Source organism: Staphylococcus sp. HMSC077D08, from assembly GCF_001837945.1.
GTDB lineage: Bacteria > Bacillota > Bacilli > Staphylococcales > Staphylococcaceae > Staphylococcus > Staphylococcus epidermidis.
On the sequence record NZ_KV834762.1, the window covers coordinates 462,821 to 488,776 of the forward strand.

Annotated in this window: 25 protein-coding genes; 1 reads left to right on the forward strand and 24 read right to left on the reverse strand. The window is 32.4% G+C overall.

Annotated features, from left to right (window positions below; genetic code table 11):
• Positions 1–39: 39 nt before the first annotated feature.
• The 22 genes from pyrR to bshC all read right to left on the reverse strand — a co-directional run bounded on the left by pyrR (position 40) and on the right by bshC (position 24,365).
• Positions 40–567 carry a bifunctional pyr operon transcriptional regulator/uracil phosphoribosyltransferase PyrR gene (gene pyrR / locus HMPREF2663_RS06660; RefSeq protein WP_002446241.1) on the reverse strand — a complete coding sequence of 176 codons (528 nt, stop codon included), beginning with the start codon at positions 565–567 and terminating at the stop codon, positions 40–42.
• Between the two features lie 301 nt (positions 568–868).
• Positions 869–1,786 carry an RluA family pseudouridine synthase gene (locus HMPREF2663_RS06665; RefSeq protein ID WP_002446240.1) on the reverse strand — a complete coding sequence of 306 codons (918 nt, stop codon included), beginning with the start codon at positions 1,784–1,786 and terminating at the stop codon, positions 869–871.
• 2 nt (positions 1,787–1,788) lie between these two features.
• Positions 1,789–2,274 carry a signal peptidase II gene (gene lspA, locus HMPREF2663_RS06670; RefSeq protein ID WP_002457401.1) on the reverse strand — a complete coding sequence of 162 codons (486 nt, stop codon included), beginning with the start codon at positions 2,272–2,274 and terminating at the stop codon, positions 1,789–1,791.
• An 88-nt stretch (positions 2,275–2,362) separates the two neighbouring features.
• Positions 2,363–2,833 (reverse strand): CHAP domain-containing protein, encoded by a 471-nt coding sequence (locus HMPREF2663_RS06675; protein ID WP_070846075.1) that lies wholly within the window; start codon positions 2,831–2,833, stop codon positions 2,363–2,365.
• Between the two features lie 4 nt (positions 2,834–2,837).
• Positions 2,838–3,635: a VOC family protein gene (locus tag HMPREF2663_RS06680; RefSeq protein WP_002446237.1), complete on the reverse strand. Its 798-nt coding sequence runs from the start codon at positions 3,633–3,635 to the stop codon at positions 2,838–2,840.
• Between the two features lie 768 nt (positions 3,636–4,403).
• Complete coding sequence (ileS, locus tag HMPREF2663_RS06685) at positions 4,404–7,154, reverse strand: isoleucine--tRNA ligase (protein WP_070846077.1); 2,751 nt, start codon at positions 7,152–7,154, stop codon at positions 4,404–4,406.
• Positions 7,155–7,467: 313 nt separating this feature from the next.
• Complete coding sequence (locus tag HMPREF2663_RS06690) at positions 7,468–8,124, reverse strand: DivIVA domain-containing protein (protein WP_002475942.1); 657 nt, start codon at positions 8,122–8,124, stop codon at positions 7,468–7,470.
• Positions 8,125–8,146: 22 nt separating this feature from the next.
• The gene (locus HMPREF2663_RS06695; protein WP_044555208.1) at positions 8,147–8,923 is read right to left on the reverse strand and encodes a YlmH family RNA-binding protein; all 777 of its coding nucleotides are present in this window, start codon (positions 8,921–8,923) and stop codon (positions 8,147–8,149) included.
• Between the two features lie 141 nt (positions 8,924–9,064).
• Entirely contained in the window at positions 9,065–9,355 is a 291-nt protein-coding gene (locus HMPREF2663_RS06700; RefSeq protein WP_001830086.1) for a YggT family protein, read from the reverse strand.
• Positions 9,356–9,366: 11 nt separating this feature from the next.
• Positions 9,367–9,960 (reverse strand): cell division protein SepF, encoded by a 594-nt coding sequence (locus HMPREF2663_RS06705; protein ID WP_002446233.1) that lies wholly within the window; start codon positions 9,958–9,960, stop codon positions 9,367–9,369.
• Between the two features lie 13 nt (positions 9,961–9,973).
• The gene (locus HMPREF2663_RS06710) at positions 9,974–10,642 is read right to left on the reverse strand and encodes a YggS family pyridoxal phosphate-dependent enzyme (RefSeq protein WP_002457405.1); all 669 of its coding nucleotides are present in this window, start codon (positions 10,640–10,642) and stop codon (positions 9,974–9,976) included.
• A 25-nt stretch (positions 10,643–10,667) separates the two neighbouring features.
• Entirely contained in the window at positions 10,668–11,459 is a 792-nt protein-coding gene (gene pgeF, locus HMPREF2663_RS06715) for a peptidoglycan editing factor PgeF (RefSeq protein ID WP_002446231.1), read from the reverse strand.
• A gap of 417 nt (positions 11,460–11,876) precedes the next feature.
• Entirely contained in the window at positions 11,877–13,061 is a 1,185-nt protein-coding gene (ftsZ, locus tag HMPREF2663_RS06720) for a cell division protein FtsZ (protein ID WP_002457406.1), read from the reverse strand.
• 32 nt (positions 13,062–13,093) lie between these two features.
• Positions 13,094–14,488, reverse strand: coding sequence for a cell division protein FtsA (ftsA, locus tag HMPREF2663_RS06725; protein WP_002457407.1), 1,395 nt, complete (start codon positions 14,486–14,488; stop codon positions 13,094–13,096).
• A 105-nt stretch (positions 14,489–14,593) separates the two neighbouring features.
• Positions 14,594–15,985, reverse strand: a complete 1,392-nt coding sequence (locus tag HMPREF2663_RS06730; RefSeq protein WP_070846079.1) for a cell division protein FtsQ/DivIB — start codon at positions 15,983–15,985, stop codon at positions 14,594–14,596.
• Between the two features lie 15 nt (positions 15,986–16,000).
• Complete coding sequence (gene murD / locus HMPREF2663_RS06735) at positions 16,001–17,350, reverse strand: UDP-N-acetylmuramoyl-L-alanine--D-glutamate ligase (RefSeq protein WP_002475926.1); 1,350 nt, start codon at positions 17,348–17,350, stop codon at positions 16,001–16,003.
• Position 17,351: 1 nt separating this feature from the next.
• Positions 17,352–18,317: a phospho-N-acetylmuramoyl-pentapeptide-transferase gene (gene mraY, locus HMPREF2663_RS06740; protein ID WP_002446226.1), complete on the reverse strand. Its 966-nt coding sequence runs from the start codon at positions 18,315–18,317 to the stop codon at positions 17,352–17,354.
• Between the two features lie 188 nt (positions 18,318–18,505).
• Entirely contained in the window at positions 18,506–20,833 is a 2,328-nt protein-coding gene (locus HMPREF2663_RS06745; protein ID WP_002475929.1) for a penicillin-binding protein, read from the reverse strand.
• Positions 20,814–21,215 carry a cell division protein FtsL gene (gene ftsL, locus HMPREF2663_RS06750; protein ID WP_002446224.1) on the reverse strand — a complete coding sequence of 134 codons (402 nt, stop codon included), beginning with the start codon at positions 21,213–21,215 and terminating at the stop codon, positions 20,814–20,816. Before ftsL ends, HMPREF2663_RS06745 begins: the two co-directional genes overlap by 20 nt.
• A 12-nt stretch (positions 21,216–21,227) precedes the next feature.
• Positions 21,228–22,163: a 16S rRNA (cytosine(1402)-N(4))-methyltransferase RsmH gene (rsmH, locus tag HMPREF2663_RS06755; protein WP_002446223.1), complete on the reverse strand. Its 936-nt coding sequence runs from the start codon at positions 22,161–22,163 to the stop codon at positions 21,228–21,230.
• A 14-nt stretch (positions 22,164–22,177) separates the two neighbouring features.
• The gene (mraZ, locus tag HMPREF2663_RS06760) at positions 22,178–22,609 is read right to left on the reverse strand and encodes a division/cell wall cluster transcriptional repressor MraZ (RefSeq protein WP_001830185.1); all 432 of its coding nucleotides are present in this window, start codon (positions 22,607–22,609) and stop codon (positions 22,178–22,180) included.
• A gap of 142 nt (positions 22,610–22,751) precedes the next feature.
• On the reverse strand, positions 22,752–24,365 hold the full coding sequence (bshC, locus tag HMPREF2663_RS06765) for a bacillithiol biosynthesis cysteine-adding enzyme BshC (protein WP_002490490.1): 1,614 nt from the start codon (positions 24,363–24,365) through the stop codon (positions 22,752–22,754).
• Positions 24,366–24,547: 182 nt separating this feature from the next.
• Here bshC and HMPREF2663_RS06770 point away from each other — a divergent pair, with 182 nt between their 5' ends.
• Positions 24,548–24,988, forward strand: a complete 441-nt coding sequence (locus HMPREF2663_RS06770; RefSeq protein ID WP_002457412.1) for an N-acetyltransferase — start codon at positions 24,548–24,550, stop codon at positions 24,986–24,988.
• A 106-nt stretch (positions 24,989–25,094) separates the two neighbouring features.
• Here HMPREF2663_RS06770 and HMPREF2663_RS06775 read toward each other — a convergent pair whose 3' ends face one another.
• Complete coding sequence (locus HMPREF2663_RS06775) at positions 25,095–25,781, reverse strand: YjjG family noncanonical pyrimidine nucleotidase (protein WP_002475936.1); 687 nt, start codon at positions 25,779–25,781, stop codon at positions 25,095–25,097.
• Positions 25,782–25,887: 106 nt separating this feature from the next.
• Positions 25,888–25,956 (reverse strand): beta-class phenol-soluble modulin (locus HMPREF2663_RS06780; RefSeq protein ID WP_049319224.1); only part of this gene is annotated, 69 nt, incomplete at its 5' end.

Below are 25,956 nucleotides of genomic sequence, written 5' to 3' on the forward strand. Positions count from 1 at the left end.
TCACCTTTTTCAGTCTCTCGTACTGTTTTAAAAGGATAATTATTCAATGACGACTGCATTTCTGTCGTCAATTTCTTCTAAATAAACTGAAACAGATTCATCTCGTGCAGTAGGTATATTTTTTCCTACAAAATCTGCGCGTATAGGGAGTTCACGATGACCACGATCCACAAGTGCTGCAAGCCCTATTTTAATAGGTCTTGTATGTAATAAAATCGCATCTAATGAGGCTCTTACTGTACGTCCGGTATACAAAACATCATCAATGATAACAACCACTTTGTTATTAATATCTACATTAATATCAAAAGCGCGTTGATCAGCTTGTTGCACTACCTTATCAACGTCATCTCGAAAATGTGTAATATCGATAGTACCTGTGGGTACTAATTGTTGTTCAATTGAATTTATTTTATCTTGTATACGATGTGCTAAAAAAGCACCCCTAGTTTTAATGCCTAATAGAACTAAATCTTTGGTTCCCTTGTTATATTCTAGAATTTCATGAGCAATTCGTGTAATTGTACGTTGTATCGCTGCATCATCTAAAATAATTCGTTCAGACATTGTTTCACCTCTTTTAATATAAAAAAACTCATATCTTTAATAAAGATATGAGACAAAAAGTTAAAGAGAATAAGCAATATTCCCTATCATATTCACATTCTTAAGTTATAAACACAGCAAAAGTATTAGTAACTTAATCATCAAAATATTATTATCCTAATTATTCATATCTTCGGAGCCTCTCTGGACCCTCAATTAAAGATGACGTTTTTATATTTAAACTGTTATAATTTTAAATCTTTTAATAGTATAAGTCAATGGCAAAGTTAGTATTTATAATAAAAAACGATGTCACATTCGTTTAAGCATCTCTACGTCTTATATCATCTAGTAATTTTTCAAAATCGTTAGGTAATGTTGCATGCTTCTCAATGTATTTATGTGTTACAGGATGTTCGAAACCAATGATACCAGCATGTAAAGCTTGTCCACCGATATCTAACGTTTTTTTTGGTCCATACTTCGGATCCCCTACAAGAGGATAACCAATATATTTCATATGTACACGAATTTGATGTGTACGCCCTGTTTCTAATTGACATTCTATCAATGTATAATCTTTAAAATGCTCTAATACATTAAAGTGTGTCACAGCTTCTTTACCGTCATCAACCACAGCCATAGCTTGTCTATCGTTTTTATTTCGACCAATTGGCGCGTCAATTGTGCCATAATCATGAGGTATATTACCATGAACTAACGCCGTGTATTTTCGTTTAACAGTTTTAGACATAAGTTGTTCAACTAAATGACGATGGGCAACATCATTTTTAGCAACCATTAATAAACCAGACGTATCTTTATCTATTCTATGAACTATGCCAGGACGTATTTCGCCATTAATTCCTGATAAATCTTTAATTTGATACATTAATCCATTTACTAATGTCCCACTATAATGGCCTGGAGATGGATGTACAACCATACCTTTTGGCTTATATACAATAGCAACATCTTCGTCTTCATAATAAATATCTAAATTTAAGTTTTCAGGTTTGATATCTGCCTCTACGACTTCTTTCTCGGTTACAACAATTTTGTCATTTAACTTGACCTTATAGTTCGATTTAATTACTTTACCATTTACCTTGACTAAACCTTCTTTAATCCAATCTTGAAGTTGACTACGTGACCAATCTTTATTTAAATCTGAAACAAGTTTATCTATACGTTGTCCAACTTGTGATTGTTCAATAATATTAAAATTATAATTTCCCATAACTAGACCTCCTTCTTATTTATGATTGCATCTTTAATCAGTGTGATGATTACGAATATAACTCCAATTGTTAAGCTTGAATCCGCAATATTAAAGATAGGAAAATCGTAACCGAATATATTCGTATCAATAAAATCCACAACTTCACCATGTAATACGCGGTCAATAAAATTTCCTAAGGCTCCAGCGAATAATAGGCTTATTGCAACCTGCATAAATAAATTAAATTGTGCTTCTTTAATATAAAAAATAACTAAAACGATTAAAATAATGATAGTAATAATATAGAAAAATAGCATTTTACCACTCAAAATCCCCCATGCTGCACCGTTGTTTCTATGGGATGTAATATTTAAAAAGTTAGGGATAATTTCATATGAATCTCCAACCTTCATTGAGATTGTAATAAGCCATTTAGAAACTTGATCGAAAACTAGTACAATGAATGTCATAAGTAAAGAGATGCTAATATAGTATTTCTTTTTCAAAGAAGTGCCTCCATTCTTTTTAATGTCATCTAAAGCAACACTTAACATTATATCCTAGAACGTAATTTTGAAAAAGCTATCTTGTCTATTATGTTTTTATCTTTTGAGGATGAATATAATAATAATTTTTAATGTCGTAGGTATGAATTGTTCGTTTTGTGATTTCATAAGGTTGTGTATAGTTCATTTCTGAAACTTGTATAGAACCATCTTCATTTATTGTTTCTATATATGCAACATGACCGTATTTCCCTTTAGAAGATTGTAATATTGATCCTTTTTTAGGGTTACGGTCAACAATGTATCCATCATCAATTGCTTTTTTATCCCAATTCTTGGCGTCGCTCCAAGTATTGTTTATCTTATTTCCATCATTTTTAACACGTTCAAAGACATAATATGTACACTGACCCTTTTTATATGTATTGATTTTCATAGGATGATGTGACGTAAAACGACTTTGCACACGCTTCATATCTTGAATAATAAACTCGTCAATAACTGCTGCTATTGTCAAGATAACACTAACAACAACCATTACTATGATTGCTTTTTTCATATCATCACACTTCTTTTATTCTATTAAATCTAAAATAAATACCATCAGGTCCTTTAAGATTTTTATGTGTCGTTTTTGGATAGTGAAAATCTATCATAGCTAAACCATAGGTATGTTCATTATCTACTCGTTTTGTCGCAGATAACCACTGATTAACAGCCAAATGATTATAATAATCGTTTGAAGATAAAAATAGAGAATAATCGTCCATATATGCTGATTCTTCTAATCCAAAATAATGTAAATAATATGATTTAACATCAGAAATTCGAATGGACTTAATATGCAATGAACCTAATTTAGTTTCATCTGGTATGCCTTGCCATTGAGTATGAGAGACATTTTGCAATAATCGAGGTACATTAATTGGCGCAATATCCATTCTAATTCTGCCTTCTTTCTCATCAATCCATGATTCTGTCTCACGATCGACATAAAACTTTATGGCATTGCCCTCTGGATCCTCAATAAATAAACATGTTGCAACACTTTGTTGTCCACCGTTCACTGGTACTTCAAAATCACTTAAATGTACGAGTAAATCAGCTAATGTAGTCAATGTAGGCAACAATATACCAATATGGAAAAGACCTGCTTCAGACATTAACGGTTCTCGTCCATTCTGTATTTCAATAAAAGTAATAAATTGATTTGAATCGCCAACTTCAAATTGTACAGCAGTTTTAGATTCATTGATAAGATTAAATCCTAAAACATTCTCATAAAATGTTTTAATAGTTTCTTTATCTTTAATATTGATAGTTACACCATTTACAAAATTTGCATTTTTGTTATGAAACATCTTATTTTCCTTTCAATGATTACTTTTCTTTTAAATAATTAAATGATTACTTTGTTGAAAGTGTATGTTTATCTTTTAAGCGCAGTAATAAAAAATATGTACCTGTTTCTTCTCTTAATCTTTCTCTTTGTTTATCACTCACATAATAAAGAGAATTGACAATCTAAATGCTATCTAAATTTAGCAACAATGTTTATTAAAAAACATATGCCTGTGTTTTATTAATAATTAAATATTTTTGTCCAAGACGTTTGATTATGAATTGTATCTATACAAAAATTTAATACATTTAGATAAAATTATTATATTGATGCTTTTATTATTAAAGCCTAATGAGTTCAATCAGTAATGTGAACAATTACTACACTATCCAACACTTTGTATTTTATATATTATGACTAAAAATTAAATTGAACTCAAATGATTGATTTATACCTTATTAATATTGTTATCATTTTATGCCTGAAGATTCAATACAATCACTGTGCTTATAATGAGAAAAATATTCTATGACAAAAAATGTAATGAATATGTATTTACGAAACTTGTTCAAGTTCATTAAAAATTAAACATTAAATAGAGAAGTCTGCTTTATCAACTTACCTTTAAAAAGCTAGTGAAATTTCTTTATTTGAAATCTTATAACTTCACAATAATAACTATAAAATAAGCCCAAAATGAATTTCATTTTGGGCTTTCTTATAGTATTTAAACAATCATTTAAAATTTATTTTCTTGAAATATACGCTCACTTGTAAAAACTTTTTATTATACCAAAGTTTTTACTACTTCTTGACATCGTGGGCATAAATGTTCAAGTTCACCTACTGAACCTAATTCTTCTGTATAGTTCCAGCATCTTTCACATTTTTCACCTTCAGCATGTTTAATATGGATATCTCCATATTGATATGATACACCATCATTCACTTTATCTTTAACTTCAACTTGTGAAACGATGAATAATTGTTGTAAGTCATTAAATTGTTGTAAAAATTCCGCCGTATTAAATGATTCATTGCTTCCAATAACCACTTTAGCTTCTAATGACTTACCAATTACTTTTTCATTACGTGCTTGTTCTAATGCACGATTAACATCATCACGTAAATTCATAAATGTATTCCATTTTTCTAACAATTCTTCGTCTACATCAACAACTTTAGGCATATCTGAAAGGTGTACACTTTCTTCTTTTACATGAGGTGTATGAGACCAAACTTCTTCAGCTGTGTGCACTAAAATGGGTGCTAGTAATTTAGTCATGTCAACAAGTATTTGATATAAAACGGTTTGCATGCTACGGCGTTTATGAGAATCTTTTTTCTCAATATAAAGTATATCTTTACCGTAATCTAAATAGAAGTTACTTAGTTCAACATTGATAAAGTTTTGAACTTCTTGATAAATATTCAAATAATCAAAATTCTCATAGTTATTAATCGTACTCGCTGTGAATTCACGTAAACGATTTAGCAAATAGCGATCTACTTCAAGTAGATTTGTTTCAGCAATACTATCCGTTTCAGGATTGAAATCGTTAATATTACCTAACATAAATCTTAAAGTGTTTCGAATTTTACGATATACATCAGACGTTTGTTTAAGAATTTCATCGGAAATACGCACATCAGAGAGGTAATCAGTACTGCTTACCCATAAACGTGCAATATCAGCGCCTTTTTGTTTAACAACTTGATCAGGAACTATAACGTTACCTAATGACTTACTCATCTTCTTACCTTCACCGTCCATGACGAAGCCATGTGATAACAAGAATTTATATGGTGCTTGACCACGTGTAGCTACAGCAGTTGTAGTTGAAGAGTTAAACCAACCGCGGTACTGATCACTACCCTCAAAATAAAGGTCTGCTGGGAATGAAAGTTCAGGTCTCGTTTCTAATACACCACGATGTGATGAACCAGAATCAAACCAAACATCCATAATATCAGTTTCTTTAGTAAATTCGCCGTTAGGGCTTCCAGGATGACTAAATCCTTCAGGAAGTAATTCTTTAGCTTCTTTTTCAAACCAAATATTTGAGCCGTGTTTTTCAAATAAATCTGCAACGTGATTTACTGTTTCTTTAGTCATAATGATATCGCCATTTTCAGCATAAAATACCGGTAAAGGAACACCCCATACACGTTGACGAGAAATTACCCATTCGCCACGATCACGAATCATATTGTAAATTCGTGTTTTACCCCAGTCTACTTTAAAGTTCGTGTCTTCAATTGCATCAAGAATATCCTGTCTTACTTTATTAATGGAAGCAAACCATTGTGGTGTAGCTCTAAAGATAACAGGTTTTTTCGTACGCCAATCATGAGGATAACTATGTGTAATAAAGTCAAGTTTAAGTAGTGCGTCTTTTTCTTTTAAAAGATCAGTCACGGCTTTGTTTGCTTTGTCGTAGAACATTCCTTCAAATGGTCCACCTTCTTCAGTGAATACACCTTTATCATTTAAAGGACTAATTACTGGTAAATCATATTTTTGACCTACAATATAGTCATCTTCCCCGTGACCGGGAGCTGTATGGACACATCCCGTACCAGCGTCTGTCGTAACATGTTCACCGTTAATTACTAACGATACACGATCTAGGAATGGATGTTGTGCCTCTACAAATTCCAATTCTTTACCTGTGAATTCTTTCTCTAATTGTATAGAATCTTTATCCCAACCTAATGCTTCTGCGACTTCTTCTGATAATGCTTGGGCAACAATGTATTTATGTCCATCAACATTATACTGACCATATTTTAGCTCTGGATGAACTGTAATTGCGACATTTGATGGAATTGTCCATGGTGTAGTTGTCCAAATAATAAATTGTGCATCAGAATCAACTTTACCTTTACTGTCTTTTACGTCAAAAGCAACGTAAATTGATGCAGAACGTTTGTCATGATATTCTATCTCAGCTTCTGCAAGTGATGATTCACTTGAAGGTGACCAATACACAGGTTTTTTTCCTTTATAAATCAAACCTTTATCTGCCATTTCTCCAAATAATCTTATTTGTGCGGCTTCATATTCAGGTGTTAATGTAATGTAAGGATTATTAAAATCACCACGTACACCAAGGCGCTTAAAATCTTTCTTTTGAATGTCGATTTGTTTTAATGCAAATTCTTTACATTTCTCTCTAAATTCTGCAACTGACATTTTTTTGCGATCAACGCCTTTTTTAGTTAAAGCCTGTTCAATTGGTAAACCATGAGTATCCCAACCCGGCACATACGGTGCATAAAAACCTTGCATTGTTTTATAACGAACAATAAAATCCTTTATGATTTTATTTAATGCATGTCCCATATGTAAATTACCATTAGCATATGGTGGTCCGTCATGCAAAATGAATGATGGATTATTTTTATTTTTTTCTAACGCTTTGCGATATTGGTCATCATTATCCCACATTTCTTGAATTTGAGGTTCTTTATTTGGTAAGCCACCTCTCATAGGAAAATCAGTTTTCGGCATTAATAGGGTATCTTTGTAATTCATTATATTCACTCCTTGTAATGATAAAAAAGAACTCTAAGTTCAATTAAAAGGGACGGTTAATCCGCGGTACCACCCTACTTAACTCAACTTAGAGTTCTCTTAAGAATATTTATAAAATTGAAAAGCCAGTGATATAAGAAACAAACAATATGCTAGGCTCACACCATTCCTAGCTCGCTGTACTATGTTCACTGTTTCTTACGCGTCTGTCTTTATATCATATCAATAAATTGTTATTTAGAAAATGCATTTTTGATAAACAATGAAATTTCTTAGTTATTTTTACATCAAATGGTTAATTTGTGATTCGTTTTTAATTATTTGATGTTGATTGTGATGATTCGCTATTTGTATTTGATTGACTCACAGATTCTGAACTTGATGTAGAAGGTTGATTAGCCGATAATTCTTGATTTTGCTTTTGTTTCATTGCACGTTCTTCAGGTGTCAAATCATTATCATTAAGATGATGAATATCTTCTAATGTCACTTGCTCGGCGTCTAAATCATAATTGAGTAAGTAATCCCAATCTTCACTTTTGAGTAAGTCAAGTTGTGCTTCAACAAGCATACGGAAACGAGAGCGGAAAACTTTAGATTGTCGTTTCATGTCTTCAGTTTGGAAAGCTAGACGACGTGCTTTTTCAATTGCATCATTCACAATACTGTCAGCTTGTACTTGTGCTTTTGATAAAACGGCTTCAGCTTCTTTAGTTGCTGCTTGTTTTGTCTCTTCTCCTACTTTTTGTGCTTGAATAAGTGCATCACTTACTGATTGGTGAACATCTTTATATGATTTAATATTGGAATCTCTATCTTCAATGACTTTTTCAAGTTGCTTTTTATCTTCTTTTAAACGTTCGATTTCATTACTTAGTTGCTCTAAGTAATTTGCAACTTCTGTAGGTTCTAAACCATTTTTTACTCGTGTAAATTCTTTATTCTTAATCTCACTTGGTGTAAAAGGCATGATAATCCTCCTTGATTAATAGCTATTTAAATAGTGTTTGATAATGAATGTGTAACTTGTTCTTTTTCGTTTTTCCACCTATTTCAACAATTTGAGCTCTACCATAACCTTGAATTGACAATAAATCATTCTGCTCTAATTGAAAATCTGTAGAATCTATTACAGTATGGTTAACTTTGACTCTTTTTTTTATAATTAATTGTTGTGCAATATTTCGAGATTTATGAATTATCTCTTTCAAAACTACATCTAATCTCAAAGCGCTCACAGTTGTACTATGAACTTTCCAATTCTCTTCTGATTGTATCATATCTTCAGTAGGAATAGAATTAAGTTTAACTGTGGCTCCCTTAATACGCGTTAGTTCAGATATAATATATGATTCTAATTGTTTTGTCAAAACAAACTGTATATCTTCTCCAACTATAATATCACCGAGTTGATCTCTTTGTATTCCCAGTGACATGAGTGTTCCAAGAACGTGTTGATGTTGTATTGTTACAAATTTCTTAGGATATTGAAGTTCAAATAAAGTCAGTTCAAAGTCCTCAGGCTGTGGCTTAAAATATAATGGTGCGATGATTGCACGTTTCCTTTCTGCATGTGGTCCACCAAAAAATGTGACATGTAAATCTTGATAACTACGCGTAATGACCTCAAGTATATATTGGCCTCGCGGGTCCAAGAAATGGGTTAGAACCGGAGCATAATTAGCATCAGCCTGCTTACATTTATCGATGAATTGATCGATAGCATCTTGTTCTTCCTTTCTAAAATGCTGATATATATCGATGGTTATCTACTCCTTTTATGTTGAAAAATTTTTAAAAACACTACGACTATAACACTGTCAACAATAAGTTATATGATAAAACGAGGTCAAAGTCTAGCTACTTTGCCTCGTTATGTTGAATAATATAAAGTTAGTGCGTGTCATATTTTAAGATAAATATGCAAGAATTAAATTAAATATTTTTACTAAACCACTTTGGAATAAAACTAGAACGAAGATTGCCGCGATAGAAGAAATGTCTATAAAGCCAATAGGAGGAATAATTTTACGGAAAGGTTCTAAGAAAGGTTCATATAACTTTCCTAAAAATTCTCCAAACTTAGACTCTCTTATACTCGGAACCCAAGAAGTAAAGAAATATATAATCATTCCAAAATAATATATTTGAACTAAAAATATAATAAATCGGAAAATTGTACTTAGCAAACCAATATCCATAGCTGAACTCCTTATTCGTAATGTTGCTCCATATTCTCGATGTGATCAGTTATACTGCCGGCTACTTCAACATTATCAGGTGTGCATAAGAAAATATCAGTACCCACGCGCTGAATATCTCCACCAATTGCGTATACCGTACCACTTAAAAAATCAATAATACGCTTTGCTGATACTTGATCAATGCGTTGTAAATTTACTAAAGTTGCACGTCTATTTTTTAATTCGTCGGCAATATCTTGAGTATCTGAAAAGACACGTGGTTCAAACAGACACATTTTTGAACTTTCCTGAGCAGTATATGATTGTGATGCTTGATTCATTGTTACAACGTTTCTAGAATTATTTTTTGAATTATTATTCATACGATAATTCCTTTCTTCAGAAGTTGTATTCGATCTCAAAGTGTTCTTTTGAGGTACAGATTTAATCGCTTGTTGCTTATTGTTAAAAGTTTGTGGTGTCGCTTGATTCTCATTACGATTGTAATCTTCGCGCTCTTGAACACGTTCACGTGATCTAGAAGATTCTCGCTCTTCAGGTCCTTCAACTTCCTCTTCTTCTTCAACTACAAAAAAATTATTAAATAAATCCTTTAAAGCCAAGGGGGGCTCACTCCTATTCTCCTACAAGTTTAGTCCCAATTCTGACAAAGGTTGCACCTTCTTCGACTGCCATTTGATAATCATTACTCATTCCCATAGATAATTCTGTACAAGGCGCATGTGCTAAATTGAATTGTTGTATTTCATTTCTTTTATGTCTTAACTCTTTAAATAAATTTTTTATGTACGATAGATCATCAGTCAATGGTGCCATCGTCATTAATCCAATAATTTGGATATTTTCGTATTCTTTGATTTGATTTATAAATTGATTTACTTCTTCAAGAGCTATGCCATGTTTAGATTCTTCTCCAGAAACATTTACTTGTAAGAAACATTTTATAACATGATTTGCTCTTTTGTTAATCTCCTTAGCTAGACTCAAACGATCTAAAGCATGAAAATAATCGACTTCATTTATAATATCTTTAACTTTCCTTGATTGTAAAGAACCAATGAAATGTAATTTAATATCGCTTGGTAGAGATTCTTTCTTCTTTTTGAATCCATCTAATCGATTTTCACCGAAATGTCTTATTCCTGCTTTATACGCTTCTCTAGCTCGCTCTATTGTAACATATTTTGTTACTGCAATCACGTGAGGTTGTGCTGAATGGGCACTTTTTTTAACGCTTGCATCAATTTCCGTTTCAATCTTAGCAAGATTCTCTTTAACATCCATAAATTATTCACCTACTTTATACACTTTACTTCCGTCCAATAAATGCTAACATACGTCCCGTCTGTCCTTTTTCAACACGATATGAAAAGAATAAATCTAAGTTTTCTGAAGTTGAATATTCGGTAATGTATATGTTTTTTGATGGAACTCCAGCTTCTTCTAGAAGAAGTGCGTTAGCCTTTTTTAAATCAATACCATGTTTATTTTTGCCTCTGCTCTCAATATATAAAGTTGAATCAATGGTTAATTCCTCAAATTTATTTTTTATATCATCATTGATTTCATAAGAATTTGAAGTTGCTGGACCGATTACAATCTTTAAGTCTTCATAATCAAAATCCACTTTTTTTAGCATTTCTTTTACTATTTGACCATATGTTCCTCGCCAACCTGCATGTGCTAATCCAATATAGCCATGTGATTCACTATAAAAATATACCGGTACACAATCCGCATAACACATAGTAAGGAGAATGTGAGAATCGAAAGTATACATTCCATCTATGCCATGTAAATCATCAGTTAGTTTATCAATATTTGTTCCTTTATGTTCACTTGTAACTTCAACGATGCGATTATCATGTGTTTGTATAGGAAAAACCCATTCATCTCTTGGATAACCAATAAGATTCGCTAAGATATCTTGATGATGTGTAATATGATGTGCACTGTCGCTGATATATCTCGCCATATTAAAACTATGATTAGGATAAGGACTTAAACCATTTTCTCGAGTAGTGAAACCTAACTTAATATCAGTATGCTCATCAAATTGATAGTCTAAATAATGAGTTTTCTTAATAAATCTCTCTTTCAAAATATTTCACCACCCCTATATATATACATTCCACTGTACACTTAATTTCAAATCGAAATGTTCTACAAATAATCTAAGTATTAAGTAACCAATTATAAAACAATTATATATCATACTTAAATTTATTTAAACTTGTATCAATTACTAACTTGCAATGGTTACCTAAATGATGCACATGAGATAATAAATACATTAATTATTTATATTAATAGTTCTATCGATATATGAATATTGTTTTGAGAATTAGCAGCAAAAATTTATATAAAGTGTTGTCTTATCCTTCAAAATAGAAAAATTTAGTTAAACATTGATTTAACTAGGTTTTCAGGTTAGTTAGATACTCCAACACGAAAAAAATGCCTGAGACTATAAAATGTCTCAGGCTATTTAAAATACAGTGATTATATATACTGACGATTAGCGTCTAGTTCTTCTAGAACGTCTTTCTTCTCTATTTCTAATAAAGCTAGGAATATCATCATCTTTAGTAGTGTGGCTTCTTTCACTTACACTTTCACTTGATTGTGAATGAGAAGTGTGTGCATTGAATGAATCTTCTTTAGCACTAGCACCAGATTGATGATTAGAACTACTATTTACACTTGAACCAAAACCAGTACTTGTAGCTTTACGACCTTGTGAAGAAGGTTTATCTTCAAAACCAGTTGCGATAACAGTAACTACAATTTCATCTTGGAGCTCTGGGTTAATAACTGTACCGAAAATCATATTCACATCTTCATCTGCAGCATCTTGAACAATATCAGCAGCTTCTTGTGCTTCAAATAAAGAGAGTGATTCTCCACCTGTAATGTTCATAAGTACACCTTGAGCACCTACAATTGATGTTTCTAATAATGGAGATGAAATTGCTTTTTTAGCGGCTTCGACTGCTCTGTTTTCACCAGATGACACACCGATACCCATTAACGCAGAACCTTGATTAGACATAATTGTTTTAACGTCTGCAAAGTCTAAGTTCACTTCACCTGATACTGCAATTAAATCTGAAATACCTTGTACACCTTGACGTAATACATTATCCGCTTCTTTAAATGCTTCCATCATCGGCGTAGATTTGTCAACGATATCTAATAAGCGATCATTTGGAATAACAATTAATGTATCCACTGCTGCTTTCATAGATTCTACACCAGCTGCCGCTTGTGTTTGGCGCTTACGACCTTCGAAACCGAATGGACGCGTAACAACACCTACAGTTAAAGCACCCATTTCTTTTGCAATTTTAGCAACAACCGGCGCAGCACCTGTTCCAGTACCGCCACCCATACCAGCAGTTACGAATACCATATCAGCACCTTGGATAGCATCTTCAATTTGTTCTCTTGATTCTTCTGCTGCTTTCTTCCCAATTTCAGGATTAGCACCAGCACCTAATCCACGTGTTAATTTTTCACCAATTTGAATTTTTGATTCAGCTTTTGATAAGTTTAAAGCTTGTCCATCAGTGTTGATAGCAATAAATTCCACATTATTCATACCATGGTCAATCATACGGTTAACGGCATTATTTCCGCCGCCACCTACACCGATGACTTTCAATGTGGCTAAATGATTAAATCCTTGTTCAAATTCTAACATTTAATTTTCCTCCTAGTCTTTATGGCCAATAATCATTCAAATAGAGATTTCATTAATTTTTTAAACTTACTTTCTTCTTTGGCTTTGCCTTCTGTTTGTTGTTCATCTTCTAGATGATTTTCACGGTCTTCATAAGACTCTTCACGAGGCGCTTCTGGTGCTACCTCGTCATTTTCTTTTTTGTTTGATTTACGCTTAAACCAATCAAAACCGCTTGATTTTGTTTCAGTATCTTTATCAGATTCGATAACTTCTTCTTCAAATTCTTCATTATCTTGATAACTAATTGTAACATAATCTAATAACTCGTCAAAAGCGATACTACTAGAAATTGTAGAAATAGCAGAAGAAAATTCCGGTTTTCTGATACCCATTTGTGACGGTGTATGAATTCTCACTTTTTCACTAACCATATCTTGTAGTAATTCTTTTACACCTAGTAAATTTGCAGATCCGCCAGTAACTACAAATCCTCCGTTTACTTTTGTAAGTCCTAGTTCTTGTAAAACATCAAAGACTTCAAAGAATATATCTTCGACTCTTTGTTCAATAAAGTCACTTAAATCTTTTTGAGTATATTGAACATGTTCATCTGAATCAACTTGATCTACTGAAAAGACATCTTGATCTGAAGCAGAGTCATAAAATGCATGACCATATTGATGTTTTACCTTTTCAGCTGTGTCATATGTAGTATTTAGTCCTTGAGCAATATCATCCGTAATGTCTCGACCGGCCATTTCTATAGATTCAGCATCTACAAGTTCTCCTCGTTCATAGAAAGCAACTTGCGTTAAATCTTCACCGATATCAATGACACAAGCGCCTAATTCTTTCTCCGTTGGTGTAAGAATAGAACCATAATTATACGCATCAGAATAAACATCTAACACGTCAACACCACATGCCTCAACACATTTAATCATATTGATTAAAATAGATTTTTGGATTGCGATGACACCTGCATCTACTTTTAATGAATGTCTTGCAATTAATTCTTTTGGATCTGAAACTTCATTGTCCTTGTCAACTACAAAACGAATTGGGAATACATTTATCACTTCAGTTTCAGGCACATCATTTTTATCCCGGATACCCTCTAAAACTGATTCAATATGCGTGCCATCAATTTCAGTATCCTCGTAAAATTCAATTTCATTTGATTCATCATATACTTCGGTACCGATGATAGGTAGTTTTAAAAATACATCTTTTATATCTACACCAGAGGCAATTGAAGCCTTCTTAATTGTATCTTTAATTGCTTGTCTTGCAATATCAAAATCATCAATTAAACCATTCTTGATACCACTTGTGTAGGTTTGCCCTGTACCTATCACATTAATTCCGTTGTGAAATTTTTCGCCTACTATTGTTTTTACGCTTGATGAACCTATATCTATGCTCACATAGTAATGTTCCTCCATAGATAGGCACCTCCTGACAAATTATACTATTTAAGTACACTATGTTTAGTGTACAATACGTTGAATAGCTTGTGAACTATAAACACATACTATTATCGAAATTTTTTAATTATTTTCTTTAGATTGTTTATTAATTTTATTCAACACATTTTGAAGTTCTTCTTTTGCATCATTTTCTTCTTGTGTTGACTTGGTTACATTTTGTTCTGTACCCGATTGAACAGTTGATGAACCTTGATAAGGAATAAATGACGCTCCAACCGATAAATCAATATACCCATTTGTCTTAAGTTCGCCAGAATCATCTCTGCTTAATGATTGTGACATTTGAGGATAATATTGCATTTTGTCTGCAATCGTTGTAATGTCACCAATGACTTGCATATTATCTTTGGTAAAAATCTTTATGCGACTTTGTTTATTTTTAGCTGGTGCGTAACTCACCTCTGCTATTAAGTTTCTCACTTTAGGTGACATTTCAGATAAAGCTTTTATAATTCGTGTTTTTTTGTCTCCTTTGAACCCATCAATGATAGGTCCATCATGTGAAACTTCATCTTTGTATTCTGTTAATTCTTTACCATCTTCTATAATTGGCACATATTTATCTTTATTTTTTTCTAAACCAACAATTTGGTACTCAGTCACGTTAACAGTTAACGTGTTTGGTAATTGTTTATGAATATCAACTTCTTTGATTAAAGGATTCTGTTTTAAGTTCCTAATCGCTTTATTTTTACTAAAAGTATACATTCGTGAACGTGAAGTAACGTTAAGTTCTTTCTTTATTTTACTCGTACTTACGTTGTTATTACCTTTAATATTTACATTTGATATTTTACTTAGTGGTGTAAACATATAGAGTAAAATGAGAACAATGATAAGAATGAGTAGTGTGATAATTGTATATTGGATTCTTTTTTGCTTTTTACGTCTTATGGCTCTTTTTTCTTCTAAACTAAGCGGTTTAATTTGAGTTACCTTCTCATTACTATTGAACGATGTAAATGTTTCCTTTTCTTTTTTAGAAGTAAATTTACTTAGTAATTTATGTTTTTTAGAATGACGAGAGTCTTTAGTTTGTTTTTCGCTCTGATGATCAGCTAGAAATTCCTCTTCGTCTTCATTACTTTGACGCGTTTCGCTTGTTTGTTGAACACTACGATCATTTAATTTATCATTATTATATTTTTGATTGTCATCTTCATCATTAACATTATCCTCAATTAAATCACTTTTTATTTCTTTATCTTGATTATGCGACTTGTGATTATCAATAAATTTATCCATAGGTTTAGTTTCTAACTGTGATTGTGTAGACGTAGCATCTTTTTCTTTACTTTGGTTATCTATGCGACGTCTTCTGCGTTGGCGAGCGTTTTTATTCCGTCTAAAAAGCTCTAAGTCTTCATTACTTTGACTATCATTCAAATGGATTGTATTATCGTCTTTATTCGACATATTCTCATTATTAGGTTGATTTTTATTCTCTTCCATGAGCATTCACACTCCTTAGTATGATGGCAAGTGCGCTCGGAATCTATCGATAAACTTCTCACCACGTTCTTCAAATGTATGATACTGATCCCAACTTGCACAAGCTGGTGATAATAAAACAACATCATTGGGCTCGACTATATCTTGAATTTTATCAACAGCATCCTCTACGTCTGTTGCTTTAATCACATACTTACCTTGACTATTTCCCAATTTAGCAAATTTATCTTGTGTTTCTCCAAAAACAACCATCACACGTACATTTTCCATATAAGGAATAAGTTCATCGAATTCATTACCACGATCTAATCCACCACACAACCAAATAATTGGTTGATCAAAAGAGTTAAGCGCAAATTGAGTCGCTAAAGTATTAGTTGCTTTTGAATCATTATAATATTTATTTGTGCGATTTGTACCAATATACTGAAGTCTATGATCAATACCAGAAAAAGTAACAAGACTATCTACAATAGCTTTGACTGGCACACCAGCAATGATCGATGCTAATACAGCTGCTAAAATATTTTCCAGGTTATGTTCTCCCGGTAGTACTAAGTCTTTAGTGTTAATAATGCGAATGCCGTTAAAAACGATGAAACCATCTTTAATGTATATCCCATCAACTTCTTGCTGTGTTGAAAAATAAAATGTTTTTGCTTCTAGATTTTCTGATTCAATTAGGTGTCTTTGGTGATAATTACAAATGAGATAATCATCTTTAGTTTGATTTTTATATATTTGCTTTTTAGCATTTTGATAGTTCTCTAACGTTTCATGGTAATCCAAATGTGCAGAATAAATATTTGTAATGATAGCGATATGTGGTTTATATTTCTCAATACCTAATAATTGAAAAGATGATAATTCTGTTATTAAATACTCATCTGATTTAACTTCTTGTGCAACGTTTGAGGCTACATAACCAATATTTCCAGAAAGCCGTCCAGTTAACACGCTTTTTTGGAACATATCACCGATTAGTGAAGTGACAGTTGTTTTACCGTTAGTTCCAGTAACTGCTATGATTGGTGCCTCAGAAATTAAATAGCTAAGTTCAACCTCTGTTAAGATTTTAAGCCCTCTTTTTGCTGCTTCTTCAATAATTGATACAGTATATGGAATACCTGGATTTTTCACAATGATGGGATCATCATCTAATAAAGAAAAAGGATGACTACCGCTAATTACCTCAATGCCCATAGATTCTAAATCTTTAGCATGTGCATCCTGTGAAAGATCCTTTCCATCATTGACTTTAACGTTAGCACCTAATTTAAGGAGAAGTTTCGCCGCTTCATATCCACTTTTTGCTAAGCCTACTACTAAAACATTTTTATTTTCTAATTCAGTGTAATTTAGCAATTTAATGCACTCCAATCCATAAACCTATTAATCCTGTAATTAAACCTACCGTCCAAAATACTGTTACTACCTTCCATTCACCCCAACCACTTAATTCAAAGTGGTGATGTATAGGACTCATCTTGAAAATACGTTTCTTCGTTAATTTATATGAGGCTACTTGTAACATTACAGATAATGTCTCAACTACAAACACAAAACCAATTAATATTAATGATAATTCTTGATTCAACATGATTGAAATCGTCGCAAAAATACCACCTAAAGCAAGACTTCCTGTGTCTCCCATGAAAACTTTCGCTGGATTTAAATTGTAAGGTAAGAAACCTAGTAAAGCGAAAATCATTATAATACAAAATATGCCAATAGCCGGTGAATCTAACATGTAACTCATTACAGCATACATAGCAAAACCTATTATTGACAAACCAGTTGCCAATCCATCTAAGCCATCTGTTAAGTTTACAGCATTTGAGAAACCAACTTGCCAAAAGACAATAAATATCACATAAGCAAATGACAACGGAATATCAAAATTCACAAATGGAATATGCAAATCTGTCGTAAAATGTACAAGGTGAAAAACATCACTTAGCACAAAAAATATAACTGCAATAATTATTTGTGCTAGAAACTTTTGTTTACTAGTTAATCCTTGGTTATTCTTTTTAACTACAATAATATAGTCATCAATAAATCCAATAAGACCAAAACCGATTGTTACAAATAGTAACAAAATAATAGGATTGGAATGGTCTACAAAGATAATTGCAATGATGGAGGTAATTATAATACTAATTAAAAATGTAAGCCCACCCATAGTAGGTGTACCTGTTTTTTTCATATGGCTTTGAGGCCCTTCTTCACGGATACTTTGTCCAAATTTCATACGTTTCAATGTTGGAATAAGTATTGGGACTAAAATAAATGTTATCAGTAATGCGATGATCGCGTATATAAAGATCATATAAATCTCCTTTTCTTCACTTTCTAATTTTAGTTCTTTTTATTTGTAAATAACCTTTAATATTTTATCAGTTTTTGTTTTATTTTAATATACGACATTATCTATTTATTAAATAAGGTTGGGACCATTCGTGAGCTAATCCCTAAAATGTTAATCCCAACCTGTTGTTGATATCAAGTTCTCTTAAATTAATTATTTCTCTCAGAACCTGATGTTTCATTTGTGCTGTCATCAGAATCATTTTTCGAGTCGGCGTTCGACTTTTCATTCTTACTTGATGAAGACGCATTTGAATTATCCTCATCAACTTTATCTTTCTTTGATTTTTTATCCGAAGAGTCCTCATCAGTTTTCTCTTGGTCATCATCCGTATCTTCAGCAGATAATGACACTTCTATCTTATCTTTATTTTTAATGATTTGACCTTTTGAGATACTTTGATTCGTGACAAATCCATTACCTTTAGTAGAAACTTTAATTTTCGTTAAATCTTCAAAAGCAAGTACATCTTCCTTTGTCCATCCGGTCATATCCGGCATTGTTAATTCCCCGTCTGTCATTAACATTACTTTACTGTGCGGTAGGACTTTGGTACCTGACTTAACTGATTGTTGTTTAATTTGTTTGCCATTACCAATCGTAATAGGTTTAAGAGATTGAGCATTGACGCTATCCTCTGCTTTTTGAACTTCATCTCCTTGCACGTTAGGCACTTTACTATAGTCAGTTTTTGATGAAGTATCACTAGATTTTCCAACATTTAAATATTTCAGCGTATTCTCCATAATTGGTTTAAATGCTTTGCTCACACCCATTTCATATGCTTCTTGATCATTTTTTTGAGCAAGACTCATACCTGCATAGACAATGACTTTAGGATCTTTCTTAGGTGCATCCCCCATGAAACTTACAAAGTAAGGATTTTCACCTTTAACATAACCGCCTCCATTTGAATCAGCTACTTGTGCTGTTCCTGTCTTACCTTCAATATCATAACCTTTTACGCGATAATTCATGGCATGACTCTTCTTACTATTTACTACTTTATCAAGTTCTTCTTCAACTTTATTGGCTGTTTCTTGCGTTACTGGTTTACCGGCAAACTCTTTTTTACCAGAGTAATAATTCTTTTTAGTTATTGGATTATCGATACTACTTACAAACCATGGTTTAAGCATATTTCCTTTATTAAAGAATGCCGATTGTGCTTGAATCATTTGAGCAGGAGTAACAGTTGTTGATTGACCAAATGCTGACGTTTTTTGTTGTAATTCATTTGCCCAACCAATATTACCTGCAGCTTCTCCATCAAACATACCACCCGTTTTTTTGCCAAATCCAAAGCGTTCATACCAAGATTTCATTTTATCAGCACCAACCAAATCTTGTAAGTGCATCATCAATGTATTTGATGAATAAGTAAAACCTAACGACATGGGTATACGTCCCCAACCAGTTTTATTCCAATCGGAAATTTCAGAGCCCATAATATTTCTATGACCTGATTTATACTTTTCATCCGGTTTGAACTTACCTTCTTGAATTGCTGCAGCTAAGCCGTATGTTTTAAAAGTAGAGCCCGGTTCATATGTATTTTGATATAAATCGTTCGCCCACTTTTTGCCAAAATCTTTACCTGTTTCAGGATTAAAAGTCGGACGTTGGCTATATGCAAGTATTTCACCAGTTTTTGCGTCCATTACTACTGCAAATAAATCTTTTGGAGCATAACGTTCAACCATGTCATCAAGCGCTTCTTCCACAAAGACTTGGATATTAGAATCAATTGTTAAGTGTACATCGTCTCCACGTTTAGGTTGTTGCTCTTTCTTCGTATTAGGTGCAATGTAGCCCCATATATCATGAATATATTTAAGTGCACCTCTTGATCCATTTAAATAACTATTAAATATTTTTTCAACACCTAATGCACCATTTAATTCACCAGTATCAGGATCTTTCTGTGCCATCCCTATTAAATGGGAAGCAAAATTACCATTAGGATAAAAGCGCTCAGTTTCTGGGTAAAGTGCTATACCAGGTAATTTCATTTTCTCTATTTTTTCTTTTTCTTGATAAGTTAAATTAGTACCTTTCTGACCAAATTCGATTTGAAAGGCTTTCTTATTATTAAGTCGTTTTTCTATTTCATCAGCATCCATATCTATGATTTCAGCTAATTTTTTTGCTGTCTTTTTTTTATCAACCACGTGTCGAGGCTTTTTACTTTCTTTACTTGCTTTTTTATCCACAACTGCAACAAGTTTATATCTTTCTACATCTTCTGCTAAAACTTTACCATTACGATCATAAATCTTACCTCGTTCTGGTTGTTGAGAATTTTTGACTAAATATTTCTCATTGGCTTTCATAATTAAATCTTGACCATTGGAGTGGCCAGTAATCATTATATAAGAAAACCTTAGCACCAATATAAAAAAGAGCAGTCCGAATAAACCAACAAGTAGGACTGCTCCTATTTTATTTTTTTTAATTTTAATTTTTCGCTTCGCCATTATTACGCACTACCTTTACATTGTCGTTCTCTAGGCTCATGCCCTGCTTCTTAGCCTTGTCGTAAATGCGTTCATATGAAGAATTTTTCTTAATTTCAGACTTTAATGCGCTGTTTTCACTAGATTGTTTCTCTATTTTTTGATCCAAATCTGCAATTTTTCCTCGCGTATCGTACGCATCCATTTTTAAAGATAGCATATAAATACTTATTAGAGCAATTACAGTTATTAATGCTATGTATAAAATTTTTTCAAATCTAGTAAGTTGAACAACAACTTTTCTTTTAACGGTTTGTTTTTCAGGACTCGATTGTGGTTGTCTTTGTGGGATACTGGTTTGTGTCGCTTCATCATAAGGTTGATAAATTTTTTCTACAGCCATTATACTTACTCCTTATTTTAATATTTCTGCTACGCGTAACTTGGCGCTACGTGCTCGATTGTTTTCGTTTAAATCGTCATCAGTAGCGGTAATCGGTTTGCGATTCACTCGTTTTAACTTAGGTGTATATGCTTCAGGAATAACAGGTAGACCTCTTGGTACATCTGGACCTTTCTCAAACTCTTGGAAAATTTGTTTACACAAACGATCTTCCAAAGAGTGGAAAGTAATTACTGATATTCTACCTCCGACCTTCACACATTCAATGGCTTGCTCAACTGAATCTTCAAAAGCTGACAACTCATCATTCACAGCAATTCGAATAGCTTGGAACACGCGTTTTGCAGGATGTCCCCCTTTCCGTCTTGCTTTCGCTGGTATGCCTTCTTTAATGACATCAACTAGTTCTAAAGTTGTTTCAATCGGTTGTTGTTCTCGGTGGGCTTCAATTCTACGTGCAATTTGTTTAGAAAATTTCTCTTCGCCGTAACGATAGAAAATCTTAACTAATGCTTCATAAGACCATTGATTAACTACTTCATATGCAGAAAGTGATTGTGTTTGATCCATTCGCATATCAAGTTTCGCATCATTGTGATAACTGAAACCTCTTTCAGGCACATCCAATTGAGGACTTGAAACACCTAAGTCATAATAAATACCATCTACTTTATCAATTTCTAATTCATTTAAAATATTTGTTAATTCTCGAAAGTTGTTATGAACAAAAGTGACTTTGTGCAAATGTTCTTTTAAAACTTCTTTCGCATTTTCTATGGCTGTTAAATCTTGATCAATCGCAATAAGTCTACCTTTATCATTTAATTGATTAAGTAAATAGAGGGCATGTCCTGCTCCACCTAACGTACAGTCAACATACACACCATCTTCTTTAATATTTAAATAATCAATGGTTTCGTTTAACATGACGCTCACATGATGAAACATTTAAATTCCTCCATTTAAAAATCAAAATCTATTAAATCTTCAGCAATGTCTTCGAAACTTTCTTCAGATTCATCATAGAAATCATTCCAAGTTTCTCTGTCCCAAATCTCAATACGATTTGAAACACCAATTACTGTACATTCCTTACTTAAATTGGCGTATTTTCTTAAATTTTGCGGAATATTAATACGCCCTTGTTTATCTAATTCTACTTCTACAGCACCTGAGAAGAACATACGCATAAATTTACGCGCGTCTTTTTTTGTCATAGGTAAGGTTTTCATCTTCTCTTCAATTTGCTGCCACTCTTCTAGAGTGTAACCAAATAAACATTTATCAAGGCCTCTTGTGATAATAAAACGTTCATTTAGATCATAACGAAACTTGGACGGTATAATCATACGTCCTTTTGTATCCAATTGATGATCGAATTCTCCCATGAACATTTTTATCACCTCACCTTATTTATAATTTACCACATCTCCCCACTATCCTCCACTAATTATACAAAAAAGGTGCAAATAATTTGCTCAAACACAAAAAAACCCGTTTTATCTTTAAGATAAAACGGGTAAAAACACTGTCATATCAAGGTTTTATAATCAAATGATCAAACGAGTAAGAAAGTGGTGGATAGGTGGAGGGACTGAACACATCTATCCCAAAATCATTCATAATTTGAAGTGGATTCCAAACTCTTTCTTGTAGACCACCCATTGGATGGAGTGTTTCACTGATTTCTCTAAACTGTCGCATACTTATATCATTTTCTCTTTCAATATTCAGTAGGTATCGTTTGATTAAATAATCGTATTGATTGAGATGAATTTGATTATTTTTTTCTAAAAGAAGTTGGTTGTCATAGTTATTTTCCACATAAGTTAATAAATTATTATAAAGTTCTTGTTGCTGAGTTTTCATTTCTTCTACTTCATTTATAAAATTATTTGACGCTTTTTCACGAACAAAACGTTGACGTTCCTGTTCTACTCCATTTGCAATGACAGACTCTATTGATAAATTATATTGTTTTAATAACTTTTTAGTTCTAGCATATAAATACGTGATTCTTAATCTTGGCATAACAATAGGCATTTCTACATTTAACGTATCGAAGACACCTTTTAATTCTGCCCAATATTTGATTTCGCTTGGACCTCCGATAAATGCTACTGTGTTAAACAACCATTCCTCTACAACTGGACGTGTAACAACATTATTAGAAATTCTTTCAGGCTCTCTTTCTATGATATCTAATAAATTTTGTTTCGTGTAACGTTTCTCAGTTTTATTCAGTTTAAAATAAGTGCCATCAAAATTTAAAAGCTGTCTCATTCCGTCTTCATGGATAAACAAATGCGTGTTTGTCTCTGTTTGTATCATTGATGGAAGTTGTTGTTGAGTTGTTCGTATCTGAGTTTCACGAAAAGATTGATCGACTTGATCCCTCTTTTCTAATATCTCTTTAAACAACGGTTTCTCCATCTGTCTTAATTCAGGGTATTGAGCATCAATGAGTAGAATGCCATAATCCTTAAACACTTCATGTATCAATCCCTTAAAAATATCAGTCCATGAATCATATTGATTAATAATATTGACGCACATTTGATAAACATCTTGAGTATGTACAGTTTCCTTTATTTCTTTAAAAAAGTGATTTAATGATGCTTTTAATTCGTTCTTATCAGGAGTATATCTTGAAACATTACTATCTGGTGGTGTCATCGTATGATACTTTACTTTTTTCAAAGTAGTTTCTTTATTATTGAATGCATACGTATGATTTACCTCTTCAAAATCATGGTCCTCACCAGCAATCCAAAACACAGGTACAATAGGCGTATCGTATTCCTCAGAAAGTTGACGACTTAAAGTTATAATTGAGAAAATCTTATGAAACGTATACAGTGGACCCCCAAAAAGACCAGCTTGTTGTCCACCAATCACTACTTTTGCACCATCAGCTAAAGCATCTATGTTATTCAGTTGCTGATGTGTTAAATTTAATTCATTCATGTAAGATTTAATCACTCGTGATAAATGAAATTCCCTTCCGTTATTAGGTGTTTTTAATCTTCTATCAAAGCTTTCTTTTTGCGCTGCATCATATTCATAAAAAGATGTAATTTGAGATTCACTATTTTTTATTTTATTAATGAACTGATCCTGTTCAGTTAACTTTAACGTATTACACTTCATGTTTTTACTCCTTCATTATCACTATTCCTCATATAGTATAAAGATTATATTTCTTATTGACAATTTAACGGCTTATACATTAATTTATCTAAATTTTTGACAAAACAACCAAGTATGATTATTAAATGAAAAAGCATTTTAAAGAGGGTATAATAAAATAAAGAAACAAAGGGGGAAACGATATGGGTGAAGTTAAACATTTACAAATCAATTACAAAACTGATGAGCTTTTCGCTGATTTCAGAGAATTTGGTAACAAGAACCTATATATGATTGAGGAGTTAAAGGGACAAATGATTGATGCAAGTTCCGATTCTCCTTTTTATGGAATTTTTGTTGGTAATAAATTAGTTGCGAGAATGGCATTACTTGATAAAGGGGAAGTAGAAGAAACTTATTTTCCTAATAGCAATGACTATATTCTACTTTGGAAATTAGAAGTATTAGATACTTACCAAAGACGTGGATATGCTAAGCAACTATTAAACTTTGCTAAAGAAAATAAAAAACCAATTAAAGCTATTGCTAGAAATAACTCAAAAGCGTTCTTTTTAAAACAAGGTTTTAAAGATGTAGCAACCAAAAATCCTGAAGGGCACGACATCCTAATATGGAATCCATAATGTCGTAACAATAATATATCAATTAAACTGAGCCAACACTTGTAGTGATAAATTTTACAAGCGTTGGCTCAACTTATACTTCTTCAATTGTCTTTTTCTCTACTATTCACTCAACAATGTGAACCATTTCTGATAAGTCATTAATGATATAATCCGGTTGAATAGACGTATGGTTTTCTTTTTGTCTGATATTAAACCAACATGTTGATATATTAGCATTTTTACCACCTAAAATGTCAGACGTTAAAGAATCTCCCACAATCAGAGTTTGATTCCTGTTATTCTCTCCGATATGTTCAAAAACAAAATCGAAGAACTCTGTCATCGGTTTTTGAAATCCAGTTTGTTCAGATATAAAGACGTCTTGAAATATTTCATTAAATTGTGTCTGAGCAATTCGTCGTAGCTGTGTTTCTGTTACACCATTGGTTACTATATATAGAGAATGATTTAATTTTAATTGTTGTATAACTTCTAATGTATGATCAAATAATTTAACCGGTGCCTTTGCCAATTCAGCTCTAAAGCACTCATCAGCTTCTTTTCCATTTACATGAATATGATAGTCATTAAAATAATTAATAAATCGTTGTGACAGCACTTCATCTTTAGTCAATTTATTTTGTTGAAATGCTTCCCAATGGGCTTGGTTCACTTTCCTAAAATGTTCGAAATCCTGTTGACTTGGCTGATGATTATATTTCTGCGCTAAATTGTAAAACGCTTTTTTCTCAGCATCATAAAAATCCACTAATGTATCGTCGAAATCAAATAATATATTTTTGAATTTCATATTCAAATCTCCTATTTATTAACAATCTTTTTTAATAAAATAGTAACAAATAAAATGGCACAAAAAAAGACCAGAGCATTCGCTCTGGCCAATAATTAATCGTGTATTAGAAACCGAAGATTTTACCTAATACGCTAACGCCACTTTCTACGATGTCAACGATACTAGTTCCTAA

Excerpts from the sequence above, each read along its gene's own strand:
- pyrR (WP_002446241.1), bottom strand. The coding sequence starts at position 567 with ATGTCTGAACGAATTATTTTAGATGATGCAGCGATACAACGTACAATT.
- HMPREF2663_RS06665 (WP_002446240.1), bottom strand. The coding sequence starts at position 1,786 with ATGGGAAATTATAATTTTAATATTATTGAACAATCACAAGTTGGACAA.
- HMPREF2663_RS06675 (WP_070846075.1), bottom strand. The coding sequence starts at position 2,833 with ATGAAAAAAGCAATCATAGTAATGGTTGTTGTTAGTGTTATCTTGACA.
- HMPREF2663_RS06680 (WP_002446237.1), bottom strand. The coding sequence starts at position 3,635 with ATGTTTCATAACAAAAATGCAAATTTTGTAAATGGTGTAACTATCAAT.
- ileS (WP_070846077.1), bottom strand. The coding sequence starts at position 7,154 with ATGAATTACAAAGATACCCTATTAATGCCGAAAACTGATTTTCCTATG.
- HMPREF2663_RS06690 (WP_002475942.1), bottom strand. The coding sequence starts at position 8,124 with ATGCCTTTTACACCAAGTGAGATTAAGAATAAAGAATTTACACGAGTA.
- HMPREF2663_RS06700 (WP_001830086.1), bottom strand. The coding sequence starts at position 9,355 with ATGGATATTGGTTTGCTAAGTACAATTTTCCGATTTATTATATTTTTA.
- HMPREF2663_RS06710 (WP_002457405.1), bottom strand. The coding sequence starts at position 10,642 with ATGGATGTTAAAGAGAATCTTGCTAAGATTGAAACGGAAATTGATGCA.
- ftsZ (WP_002457406.1), bottom strand. The coding sequence starts at position 13,061 with ATGTTAGAATTTGAACAAGGATTTAATCATTTAGCCACATTGAAAGTC.
- ftsA (WP_002457407.1), bottom strand. The coding sequence starts at position 14,488 with ATGGAGGAACATTACTATGTGAGCATAGATATAGGTTCATCAAGCGTA.
- HMPREF2663_RS06730 (WP_070846079.1), bottom strand. The coding sequence starts at position 15,985 with ATGGAAGAGAATAAAAATCAACCTAATAATGAGAATATGTCGAATAAA.
- mraY (WP_002446226.1), bottom strand. The coding sequence starts at position 18,317 with ATGATCTTTATATACGCGATCATCGCATTACTGATAACATTTATTTTA.
- HMPREF2663_RS06745 (WP_002475929.1), bottom strand. The coding sequence starts at position 20,833 with ATGGCGAAGCGAAAAATTAAAATTAAAAAAAATAAAATAGGAGCAGTC.
- ftsL (WP_002446224.1), bottom strand. The coding sequence starts at position 21,215 with ATGGCTGTAGAAAAAATTTATCAACCTTATGATGAAGCGACACAAACC.
- rsmH (WP_002446223.1), bottom strand. The coding sequence starts at position 22,163 with ATGTTTCATCATGTGAGCGTCATGTTAAACGAAACCATTGATTATTTA.
- mraZ (WP_001830185.1), bottom strand. The coding sequence starts at position 22,609 with ATGTTCATGGGAGAATTCGATCATCAATTGGATACAAAAGGACGTATG.
- bshC (WP_002490490.1), bottom strand. The coding sequence starts at position 24,365 with ATGAAGTGTAATACGTTAAAGTTAACTGAACAGGATCAGTTCATTAAT.
- HMPREF2663_RS06770 (WP_002457412.1), top strand. The coding sequence starts at position 24,548 with ATGGGTGAAGTTAAACATTTACAAATCAATTACAAAACTGATGAGCTT.
- HMPREF2663_RS06775 (WP_002475936.1), bottom strand. The coding sequence starts at position 25,781 with ATGAAATTCAAAAATATATTATTTGATTTCGACGATACATTAGTGGAT.